At 72.0% G+C, this 10,454-nt stretch carries 11 protein-coding genes; 4 read left to right on the top strand and 7 right to left on the bottom strand.

Annotated features, from left to right (window positions below):
* Nucleotides 1–234 precede the first annotated feature (234 nt).
* On the bottom strand, nt 235–741 hold the full coding sequence (locus ACFXAE_RS08700; RefSeq protein ID WP_384710108.1) for a CGNR zinc finger domain-containing protein: 507 nt from the start codon (nt 739–741) through the stop codon (nt 235–237).
* 109 nt (nt 742–850) lie between these two features.
* Between ACFXAE_RS08700 and ACFXAE_RS08695 the strand changes: the two genes are divergently transcribed.
* Together ACFXAE_RS08695 and ACFXAE_RS08690 are read left to right on the top strand one after the other, a co-directional pair.
* Nucleotides 851–1,210: a VOC family protein gene (locus ACFXAE_RS08695; protein ID WP_384710105.1), complete on the top strand. Its 360-nt coding sequence runs from the start codon at nt 851–853 to the stop codon at nt 1,208–1,210.
* Between the two features lie 25 nt (nt 1,211–1,235).
* A complete protein-coding gene (locus tag ACFXAE_RS08690; protein WP_384710103.1) occupies nt 1,236–1,628 on the top strand; it encodes a VOC family protein in 393 nt (130 codons plus the stop codon).
* A 12-nt stretch (nt 1,629–1,640) separates the two neighbouring features.
* Here ACFXAE_RS08690 and ACFXAE_RS08685 read toward each other — a convergent pair whose 3' ends face one another.
* The 4 genes from ACFXAE_RS08685 to ACFXAE_RS08670 all read right to left on the bottom strand — a co-directional run bounded on the left by ACFXAE_RS08685 (nt 1,641) and on the right by ACFXAE_RS08670 (nt 5,723).
* Complete coding sequence (locus ACFXAE_RS08685) at nt 1,641–2,768, bottom strand: dipeptidase (protein ID WP_384710100.1); 1,128 nt, start codon at nt 2,766–2,768, stop codon at nt 1,641–1,643.
* A gap of 110 nt (nt 2,769–2,878) precedes the next feature.
* The gene (locus tag ACFXAE_RS08680; RefSeq protein ID WP_384710097.1) at nt 2,879–4,057 is read right to left on the bottom strand and encodes a dipeptidase; all 1,179 of its coding nucleotides are present in this window, start codon (nt 4,055–4,057) and stop codon (nt 2,879–2,881) included.
* Nucleotides 4,058–4,062: 5 nt separating this feature from the next.
* The gene (gene purE / locus ACFXAE_RS08675; protein WP_384710094.1) at nt 4,063–4,587 is read right to left on the bottom strand and encodes a 5-(carboxyamino)imidazole ribonucleotide mutase; all 525 of its coding nucleotides are present in this window, start codon (nt 4,585–4,587) and stop codon (nt 4,063–4,065) included.
* The gene (locus ACFXAE_RS08670) at nt 4,584–5,723 is read right to left on the bottom strand and encodes a 5-(carboxyamino)imidazole ribonucleotide synthase (RefSeq protein ID WP_384710091.1); all 1,140 of its coding nucleotides are present in this window, start codon (nt 5,721–5,723) and stop codon (nt 4,584–4,586) included. The genes purE and ACFXAE_RS08670 overlap by 4 nt, the downstream gene beginning before the upstream one ends.
* 153 nt (nt 5,724–5,876) lie before the next feature.
* Here ACFXAE_RS08670 and ACFXAE_RS08665 point away from each other — a divergent pair, with 153 nt between their 5' ends.
* Nucleotides 5,877–6,416 (top strand): GtrA family protein, encoded by a 540-nt coding sequence (locus ACFXAE_RS08665; RefSeq protein ID WP_384710088.1) that lies wholly within the window; start codon nt 5,877–5,879, stop codon nt 6,414–6,416.
* 3 nt (nt 6,417–6,419) lie between these two features.
* Here ACFXAE_RS08665 and ACFXAE_RS08660 read toward each other — a convergent pair whose 3' ends face one another.
* Both ACFXAE_RS08660 and ACFXAE_RS08655 read right to left on the bottom strand, forming a co-directional pair.
* Nucleotides 6,420–7,694, bottom strand: a complete 1,275-nt coding sequence (locus tag ACFXAE_RS08660; RefSeq protein WP_384710085.1) for an ATP-binding protein — start codon at nt 7,692–7,694, stop codon at nt 6,420–6,422.
* 34 nt (nt 7,695–7,728) lie between these two features.
* Complete coding sequence (locus tag ACFXAE_RS08655) at nt 7,729–8,406, bottom strand: response regulator transcription factor (protein WP_384710083.1); 678 nt, start codon at nt 8,404–8,406, stop codon at nt 7,729–7,731.
* A gap of 514 nt (nt 8,407–8,920) precedes the next feature.
* On the opposite strand from ACFXAE_RS08655, the gene ACFXAE_RS08650 reads away from it, so the two are divergent.
* Nucleotides 8,921–10,417, top strand: a complete 1,497-nt coding sequence (locus tag ACFXAE_RS08650) for an oligopeptide:H+ symporter (protein ID WP_384710080.1) — start codon at nt 8,921–8,923, stop codon at nt 10,415–10,417.
* Nucleotides 10,418–10,454: the final 37 nt, after the last annotated feature.

Here is a 10,454-nt window from a genome sequence, read left to right as displayed (position 1 = left end):
GGCCGAGGCTCAGTCGGCCGAACCGGCGTCCTGCCGCATTCTGCCAAACCGGGCGCGGACGCGGTGCGGCTACGCGCCCTTCCCCAGCGGGTCCGGTGAAGTCCGCCGCGGTTCGGCAGCGCCCCGAAGAAGCGCGGGACCGTACCGGCGTGCGGCTGCCGCCGCGTGGGCGCGACCGGCCACGACGGCGCAGCGGACGACCGACGACACACCGCCGTACCTCCAGCGGAGCGCCTACGCGCTCTTCGCCCGGTACCGGCGCATCTTCGCGCGGGCCCCGCACACCTGCATGGAGCACCAGCGGCCGCGTCCGGCGGGGCTGCGGTCGTAGTACGCCCAGTGGCAGTCCGCGGCCTCGCAGGCCTTCAGCCGGCTCCAGGTGCCCGCCGTGACCGCTTCGGCGACGGCGGCGGCCGTGCGGGCGAGCAGGGGCCCGTCGTCGACGGGGGCGAGGGCGGCGGAGCCGTCCGCCGGGTCGACCGTGACCACCAGGGGCGCCCGGGCCAGCAGCTCGCCGAGCGGGGTGACCGCGCGGTGGGGCGGGTGTCCGGCGTGGGCGAGCAGGGTGGCGCGCAGGGACTCGCGCAGTTCGCGGGCGGGGACGGCGGTGGCCTCGGTGAGCCCGAAGGGCGCGCGGCCGTCCGCCGTGTCCAGCGCGTCGGCGCCCGACTCGATGTCCAGCGTGTTGACCAGGGCCTGGACCAGGGCCAGTTTCCCGGGCGGGGCCGCTCTCTCACTCATGCCTGGACCGTACCTCCCGTTATTCCCTTGCGACGTTACCCCCAATAGGGCAGCATGCAGTAACGAATACCGGTTGACCGGCTCTGCCGGTAACGACGAGGAGGAAGTCATGTCCGTTGCCAAGGTGGGCTCCGTCGTCCTGGACTGTGCGGATCCGCGCGCGCTGGCCGATTTCTACGCCGGGATCGTGGGCGGCGCGGTGGTGGACGAGGGCGAGTGGGTGGACCTCAAGGTGCCCGGCGGCCCGGTCCTCGCCTTCCAGGCGTCCCCGGGGCACGTACCACCGCGGTGGCCGTCGGCCGACGGCTCGCAGCAGTTCCACCTGGACCTGACGGTCGAGGACCTGGACGCGGCCGAGAAGGAGGTGCTGGCGCTGGGCGCGAGGCCGCTGGACGCGGACGACCGGGCGCGGACCTTCCGGGTTTACGCGGATCCGGCCGGGCACCCGTTCTGCCTGTGCGCCTGCTGACCCGCTGATTCCCGGAGGATGATCCATGGCCCCCGTGGCCCGTTTCCGTTCCGTCGTTCTCGACTGCCCCGACCCGCGTGAACTGGCCGTCTTCTACGCGGCCGTCGGCGGCGGCACGCCCGTGGAGGAGGACCCGGACTGGGTGGTGCTGCAGATTCCCGCGGGACCCCGGCTCGCCTTCCAGCGGGCGCCGGGGCACACCCCGCCGAAGTGGCCGAGCGCCGACCACGACTCCCAGCAGTTCCACCTCGACTTCGACGCCGGCGGGACCTGGGAGGAGGTCGACGCGGCCGAGGAGAAGGTGCTGGCCCTGGGGGCGCGGGTGCTGGACCGGGAGGACTACGAGCGCAAGGACTTCCGGGTGTACGCCGATCCGGCGGGGCATCCGTTCTGCCTCTGCCGGATCGAACAGCCCTGACCACCCCGTCGCTCAGCCGTCCAGGTCGGTGATGGTCGCCGTCGACGGGGGGCGGCGCTGCTGGGCCACGTGCGCGGTGAAGTGGGCCTCGCGCAGCACCCGCTGGGCGTTGCCCCAGGTCAGCAGGGCCACCTCGGACTCGTCCCAGCCGCGCCGCAGCAGTTCGGCGATCAGTCTCGGGTAGCAGGAGGTGTCGGCGAGCTCCTGCGGATGGGCGCCGCCGGTGTCGTAGGTGCCGGACAGGCCGACGCACTCCGGTCCGGCGACCGTGCGGACGTGGCCGAGGTGGTCGGCGACGTCACGGACGGTCGGACCGGACTGCTCGGCGTTCAGCGGCACCATGCACAGGCCCTTGGCCCTCCCCACGTCGGCGAGCAGTTCGTCGGAGAGATTGGCCGGGTGGGGGCGCAGGGCGCGGGCGGCGGAGCGGCTGAACAGCACGGGCGCCCTGGAGACGGTCAGGACACGGCGGATCGTCGGGGTGGAAGCGTACGAGAGGTCGGCGATCACGCCGACCCGGTTCATCTCGCGGACGACCTCCTCGCCGAACCGGGTCAGTCCCGCGGCGCCCGCCCAGGAGGCGCCGGTCAGGGTGAGCACGCGCAGACCGAGGGTGTGCAGCGAGCGCAGGACGCCGAGGGAGTCGCCGAGGGCGGCGGCGCCGGCGGGGCCGAACAGGACGGCGATCCGGCCGCAGTTACGGGCGTCGGCGACCTCTCCGGCGGTGCGGGCCGGGCGCAGGCCCCCGTCGTGGGCGGCGACCACCGTCTTCGCCAGGTCCAGCTGCTCCAGGGTGGCGCCGACGGCCCGGTCGCCGTCGTCGGCCCCGGGCAGGTCCAGCGACCAGAACACCGCGCCTACCTGCCCCTCGCGCAGCCGGGGCAGGTCCGCGTCGACGGCGCTCTCCCCCAGGTCGAGGTCGTACCAGGGCAGCCGGCGCAGTGCCCGCGGCAGTCCGCTGCAGCCGTCGGCGACGGGGTGGGCGGCGAGGACGGCGCGGGCGCGGGCCAGGGGCTCGGCGTCCGGATCGGAGACGGGCTCGTACGTCTCCGGCGCGACGACGACCGCCTCCGGGGGGTGCGGCTCATCGATACGGCCGACCTCGGCGGCGGGGTACAGGTCGTCCTGGAGATCGGCCATCACGGGCTCCGTACGTCGTGACCTCGGCAGTACGGTCACCGTCGCACGGAGCACCCACCGGCTTCCTGGTGAACGCGGCGTTCGGGGGTACGGCCGTCCCGGGCCGTCCTTCAGCCGTCCAGCGACTCGAGCGTGGCGTTGGACGGTCCCCGGGTCTCCCGCAGCCCTCGCGCCACGTCCTCCGCCGCGCCCAGGACCCGTACCGCGTTCTTCCACGTGAGCTTGGCCAGGTCGGCCTTCGACCAGCCGCGGTCGAGGAGCTCGGCGATCAGGTTCGGGTAGCCGGAGACGTCCTTCAGGCCGTCGGGGGTGAAGGCGGTGCCGTCGTAGTCGCCGCCGATGCCGAGGTGGTCGACGCCGGCGACCTCGCGCATGTGGTCGAGGTGGTCGGCCACGGTGGCCACGGTGGCGACCGGGCGCGGGTGGGCCTCCTCGAAGGCGCGGTGCACCTTCATCCCCTCTGCGGTGGTGTCGAGGTGGTGGAAGCCGTGCGCGCGCATGTTCTCGTCGGCCGCGGCCGTCCAGTCGACGGCCGCCTGGAGCACGAACTTCGGCACGAACGTCACCATCGCGACACCGCCGTTGGCGGGCAGCCGCTCCAGCACGTCGTCGGGGATGTTGCGCGGGTGGTCGCAGACCGCGCGGGCGGAGGAGTGCGAGAAGATCACCGGCGCGGAGGTGGCGTCCAGCGCGTCCCGCATGGTCGTGGCGGCGACGTGGGAGAGGTCGACCAGCATGCCGAGCCGGTTCATCTCCCGCACCACCTCGCGGCCGAAGGCCGACAGGCCGCCCACGCCGGGCTCGTCGGTCGCCGAGTCCGCCCACGCCACGTTGAAGTTGTGGGTGAGGGTCAGGTAGCGGACGCCGAGGTCGTACAACCCCCGCAGCGTGCCGAGGGAGTTGGCGATGGAGTGGCCGCCCTCCGCCCCCATGAGGGAGGCGATGCGGCCCTGGTCGCGCGCGGCCTCCATGTCGGCGGCGGTCAGCGCGGGCGCCAGCTCCTGAGGATGGCGGTCCAGCAACTGCCGTACGCAGTCGATCTGTTCCAGGGTGGACGGCACCGCGTCGGGCAGGTCCGCGCGGACGTACACCGACCAGAACTGCGCGCCGACCCCGCCCGCGCGCAGCCGGGGTATGTCGGTGTGCAGGTGGGCGGACTGGTCGCCGGCGATGTCGCGGGCGCCGAGGTCGTAGCGGACCTGTTCGCGCAGCGCCCACGGCAGGTCGTTGTGCCCGTCGACGACGGGGAACTCGCGCAGCAGCTCCCGGGCCTGGTCCAGCGAGGTCATCCGCGTCACTTCCCGAAGCCGAAGCCGCCGCCGGAACCCTCGGCCTTGGCGCGCAGCCGCTTGCCCTTCTCGGTGGCCTGGTCGTTCAGCTCCTGCTGGAACTCCCGCATCCGGCCGAGGAGTTCCTCGTCGTGGGCGGCGAGGATCCGGACCGCGAGCAGGCCCGCGTTGCGCGCGCCGGCCACGGAGACGGTGGCGACCGGGACACCGGCCGGCATCTGCACGATGGACAGCAGGGAGTCCATGCCGTCGAGGTGCTTCAGCGGCACGGGCACGCCGATGACCGGCAGCGGGGTCACGGAGGCGAGCATGCCGGGCAGGTGGGCGGCGCCGCCCGCGCCCGCGATGATCACCTTCAGCCCCCGGTCCGCGGCCTGCTCGCCGTAGGCGATCATCTCGCGGGGCATGCGGTGCGCGGAGACGACGTCGACCTCGTAGGCGACCTCGAACTCGTCGAGGGCCTTGGCCGCCGCCTCCATGACGGGCCAGTCGGAGTCCGACCCCATGACGATGCCGACAACAGGGCTCATTCGGTGATCGTGCCTCTCAGGTAGCCGGCTGCGTGACGGGCGCGCTCCAGCACGTCGTCCAGGTCGTCGCCGTAGGTGTTGACGTGGCCCACCTTGCGGCCGGGCTTCACGTCCTTGCCGTACATGTGGATCTTCAGCCGGGGGTCGCGGGCCATGCAGTGCAGGTACGCGGAGTACATGTCCGGGTAGTCCCCGCCGAGGACGTTGACCATGACCGTCCACTTCGCGCGCGGGCGGGGGTCGCCGAGCGGGAGGTCGAGGACGGCGCGGACGTGGTTGGCGAACTGCGAGGTGATCGCGCCGTCCATGGACCAGTGTCCGGAGTTGTGCGGGCGCATCGCGAGCTCGTTGACGAGGATGCGGCCGTCGCGGGTCTGGAACAGCTCGACCGCGAGGTGGCCGACGACGCCGAGTTCCCCCGCGATGTTCAGCGCCATCTCCTCGGCCTTCAGCGCGAGGGCCTCGTCGAGGCCGGGAGCGGGCGCGATCACCGTGTCGCAGACGCCGTCGACCTGCCGCGACTCGACGACGGGGTAGGCGACGGCCTGCCCGTGCGGGGAGCGGACCACGTTGGCGGCCAGCTCGCGCACGAAGTCGACCTTCTCCTCGGCGAGGACGGCGACACCGGCCTTGAACGGCTCGGCGGCCTCCTCGACGGAGCGGACGACCCACACGCCCTTGCCGTCGTAGCCGCCGCGGACCGTCTTGAGGACCACGGGGAAGCCCTCGCCCTCGGCCGCGAACGCCGCCACGTCCTCGGGATCGGCGACGATGCGGTGCCGCGGGCACGGCACGCCGATCGCGTCGAGCTTCGCGCGCATCACCCCCTTGTCCTGGGCGTGCACCAGCGCGTCGGGGCCCGGGCGGACGGGGATGCCGTCCGCCTCCAGGGCCCTGAGGTGCTCGGTGGGCACGTGCTCGTGGTCGAAGGTGATCACGTCGCAGCCGCGCGCGAAGGCGCGCAGCGTCTCCAGGTCGCGGTAGTCGCCGACGACGACATCGCCGGCGACCTGCGCCGCGGAATCCTGCGGAGTGTCACTGAGGAGCTTGAACCTGATGCCGAGCGGGATGCCCGCCTCGTGTGTCATACGAGCGAGCTGGCCACCGCCGACCATGCCGACTACCGGGAACGTCACGCCCCCAGGGTATCGGCCGAGCCACCGTGGCCTGTTTACCGGCCTCTCCCCGGACGATCCGCGGTCGGGTCCTTCGTCCGCAGGAAGATCGCGAGGACGGGTGGTTAGCATGGTCTGGTTGACGCCACACGATGGACGGGGGCCGGCACGACCATGGGACACGGTTCCTCCGGGCCTCCGACCACGGCCCCGGCTTCCCCCCCGCGCGGCACCGTGCGGGAGCGGATCGACCGGCTCGTCCGTGAGGTCGTGAAGTTCGGCGCGGTCGGCGGAGTCGGTCTGCTGGTCAATCTCCTCGTGTTCAACCTGGTCCGGCAGGTCACGGACCTCCAGGTGGTACGGGCGAGCGTCATCGCGACCGTCGTCGCGATCGTCTGCAACTACATCGGCTTCCGCTACTTCGCCTACCGGGACCGCGACAAGTCCGGGCGCACCCGGGAGATGACGCTGTTCCTGCTGTTCAGCGCGGTCGGCCTGGTGATCGAGAACGGCGTGCTGTACACGGCGACGTACGGCTTCGGCTGGGACAGCCCGCTGCAGAGCAACATCTTCAAGTTCCTCGGCATCGGCGTGGCGACCCTGTTCCGCTTCTGGTCGTACCGCACCTGGGTGTTCCGCGCGCTGCCGGTCCGGGAGCCGGTGCCGAGGGGCGCGCCCTCCGACGGCTCCCGCGCGAAGCAGCGCGTGCCGTAGCCGTCAGCGCACCGTGCGGCGGGCCTCGTCGTCCGGGGACTTCTGCGGCGGCGTGCGGGAGAGGAACAGGCCGAAGACGGCCGGGGTGGCCTGGAGCATCTCCAGCCGGCCGCCGTCCGCCTCCGCCAGGTCGCGGGCGACGGCGAGGCCGATGCCGGTGGAGTTGTGGCCGCTGATCGCCCGTTCGAAGATCCGCGAGCCCAGGTCGGCGGGAACGCCCGGGCCCTCGTCGGTGACCTCGACGACGACCTGGTTGCCGGTGACCCTGGTGCGCAGGGCGACCGTGCCGCCGCCGTGCATCAGCGAGTTCTCGATCAGCGCCGCCAGCACCTGGGCGACCGCGCCCGGCGTGCCCACCGCCCGCAGGTGCCGCTTGCCCGAGGTGACGATCGCGCGGCCCGCGCTGCGGTAGGCGGGGCGCCACTCGGCGAGCTGCTGTTGGATCACCTCGTCGAGGTCGAAGGTGACCGCGGAGCCGGTGCGCGGGTCGCGGGAGTTGGTCAGCAGCCGCTCCACCACGTCCGTCAGCCGCTCCACCTGCGCCAGCGCGATCGTGGCCTCCTCCTTCACCGTGTCCGGGTCGTCGGTGAGGGTGATCTCCTCGAGGCGCATGGACAGGGCGGTGAGGGGCGTGCGCAGCTGGTGGGAGGCGTCGGCGGCCAGCCGCCGCTCCGCGGTCAGCATGCGGGCGATGCGCTCGGCGGAGCGGTCCAGCACGTCCGCGACCCGGTCCAGCTCGGGAACGCCGTAGCGGCGGTGGCGGGGGCGGGGGTCGCCGGAGCCGAGGCGTTCGGCGGTCTCCGCGAGGTCGGTCAGCGGGGAGGCGAGCCTGCTGGCCTGGCGGATCGCCAACAGCACCGCCGCGATCACCGCGAGGAGTGCCACCAGGCCGATGATCAGCAGCGTACGGCCGACCTCCCGGGTCACCGAGGAGCGCGGCTCCTGGACGGTGACCGTCTCGCCCTCCTCGCCGGGTGCCGAGGCGCTGATGACGTCGCCGTCCGGCTCGGTGCCGACCTCGATGGGCGGCTTGCCGGGGATCCGGATGACGGCGTACCGGTCCTCGGTGACCTGGTTGCTGAGGATCTCGGCGGTGACCTGGTCCTCGACGATCAGCCGGCTGTCGACGATGCTGGCCAGCCGTACCGCCTCGGACTCCACCCGCTCCCTGGCGCTCTCGCTGATGGTGCGGGTCTCGACGATCACCAGGGAGACGCCGAAGACGGCGATCACGACGAGCACCACGGCGAGCGTGGACTGGATCAGACGGCGGCGCATGTCCTCTTACCCACTGGTGAACCCCGGCGGGGGTTCAGCTCTTCTCGAAACGGAAGCCCACGCCGCGCACGGTCGCGATGTAGCGGGGGTTGGCCGCGTCGTCGCCCAGCTTCTTGCGCAGCCAGGAGATGTGCATGTCGAGGGTCTTGGTGGAGGACCACCAGGTGGTGTCCCAGACCTCGCGCATCAGCTGGTCGCGGGTGACGACCCGGCCCGCGTCCCGCACCAGGACCCGCAGCAGGTCGAACTCCTTCGCGGTGAGCTGGAGCTCCTCGTCGCCCATCCAGGCCCGGTGCGACTCGACGTCGATGCGCACCCCGTGGGTGGCGGGCGGCTGCTGGGGCTCGGCGGAACCGCGCCGCAGCAGGGCCCGGACCCGGGCCAGCAGCTCGGCGAGCCGGAACGGCTTGGTGACGTAGTCGTCGGCGCCCGCGTCCAGGCCGACGACCGTGTCCACCTCGTCGGCGCGCGCGGTCAGGATCAGCAGGGGGACCGTGTGCCCCTCGGAGCGGAGCCGGCGGGCGACCTCCAGGCCGTCCATGCCGGGCAGTCCGAGGTCCAGCACCACCAGGTCGACGCCGCCCCGCATGCCGGCCTCGAGCGCGGTGGGTCCGTCCTCACGCACCTCGACTTCGTAGCCCTCCCGGCGCAGGGCGCGGGCCAGCGGCTCCGAGATGGACGCGTCGTCCTCGGCGAGCAGTACACGGGTCATGCCAGTGATGGTAGTCCCGCCGCCACGGGGCCCGGGGTGTGATCGCGGGCGTTGATCCTTACCTCCGGCATACCCGTTTCTCACCTGGGGCGGTCCCGATTCGCGCCTGCGGGTGTGGGGTGCGAACCTGATGAGGACCTTCGAATGGGTGATCGCGGTTCCGATAAAACCTGTGATCCGTGTCTCAAGTCCTTCCATATCCGGCACTGCCCTGCCGTATGGTGAATCAACGCCTGTTGCACCACAGGGACCTTTGGCGCAGTTGACGCCGAGGGTCTCTTTTGTGTGCGGGCCGGCCTGTGCGCCGGCCCCGGAAGGAATGACCTGTGGCCGGGCCCCGTCGCGCGCAGACGCACGGTGGGGCGTGGATCCCGGTGGTCGCCGTCCGCCGTTCCGCGACCCGGAGCGGCCTCCCCCGGGCGTGGGGTGGACGGTACGGCCCCGCCGGTGCCGGCCGCCCCCCACCGGGCGCGTACACGCTCGCGCGACGCGTCCCGACCAGCAAGGATCGACCATGGCGTCCAGCCTGACGAAGGACTCGGTCACTCCGGGCACCCCCGGATCCGAGAAGACCTTCTTCGGCCACCCCCGCGGACTGGCCACTCTCTTCATGACGGAGATGTGGGAGCGTTTCTCCTACTACGGCATGAGGGCTCTGCTCCCGCTGTACCTCGTCGCGCCGGGCGGCCTGGGTCTGAGCGCGGGCACCGCGACCGCGATCTACTCGGTGTACCTCTCGCTGGTGTACCTGCTCACCATGCCGGGCGGCTGGTTCGGCGACCGCGTCTGGGGTCCCCGCAAGACCGTCGCCGTCGCCGGCGGAATCATCATGCTGGGCCACCTGACGCTGGCCCTGCCGTCCACCGGCACCTTCTACGCGGGGCTCGGCCTGGTCGCCATCGGCTCCGGCCTGCTGAAGGCCAACATCTCCACGATGGTCGGCCAGCTCTACCAGGGCCCGGACGACCCGCGCCGGGACGGCGGCTTCACCGTCTTCTACATGGGCATCAACCTGGGTGCCTTCGCCGCGCCGCTGATCATCGGCACCATCGGTGAGAGCGTCGACTGGCACCTGGGCTTCGCGCTCGCCGCGCTGGGCATGGGTCTGGGCGTCGCGCAGTTCCTGCTGGGCAGCCGCCACCTGGACGCGCGCTCCAGCGTCGTCCCGAAGCCGCTGTCGGCCGAGGAGAAGTCCTCGACGCTGCGCAAGGCCGCGTTCTGGGCGGGCATCGCCGTCGTCGCGTACGCCGTCGTCGGCTTCACCGGCAACTACACCCTGAACTGGATCCTGGTCCCGCTGACGCTGCTCGGTGTGATCGTCCCGGTGATGGTGATCGCCCGCATCAAGCGCGACAAGGACCTGGACCGCGCCGAGCAGTCGAAGATGTCCGCGTACATCTGGTTCTTCGTCGCCGCCGCGATCTTCTGGATGATCTACGACCAGGGCGGCTCGACCCTGTCGATCTTCGCCGACTCGTCGGCCGAGAACAGCGTCCTCGGCTGGGACTTCCCGGTCTCCTGGTACCAGTCGGTCAACCCGGTCCTGATCATGGCGCTGGCCCCGGTCTTCGCCTGGATCTGGCTGGCGCTGAACCGGCGCGGCAAGGAGCCGAGCACGATCGTCAAGTTCGCGTCCGGTCTGATGCTGGTCGGCGTGTCCTTCTTCCTCTTCCTCGCCCCGCTGTCGATCGCCGAGGGCGGTCACAAGGCCGCGGCGCTGTGGCTGGTGGCGATCTACTTCACGCAGACCCTCGGTGAGCTGCTGCTCTCCCCGGTCGGCCTGTCGGTCACCACGAAGATGGCGCCCGCGAAGTACGCCTCGCAGATGATGGGCGTCTGGTTCCTGGCCGTCACCGCCGGTGACGCCACGACCGGTCTGCTCTCCATCGCCGGCGTCGACCTGAACAAGACGGGCATCGTCGCGATGGAGGCCGGCCTCGCGGTGGCCGCCGGTGTCGCGGTGTGGATGTACCGCAACAAGGTCAAGGCCCTCATGGGCGACGTGCGCTGAGTCTTTCCCCCACGGCTCGGCCCGAAGGGTCCCGCAT

The sequence above is a fragment of the Streptomyces sp. NPDC059454 genome (genome assembly GCF_042749965.1).
Classification (GTDB): Bacteria; Actinomycetota; Actinomycetes; order Streptomycetales; family Streptomycetaceae; genus Streptomyces.
Note: the sequence above shows the minus strand (reverse complement) of the source record. Positions and strands in the feature narration are given on the sequence as shown.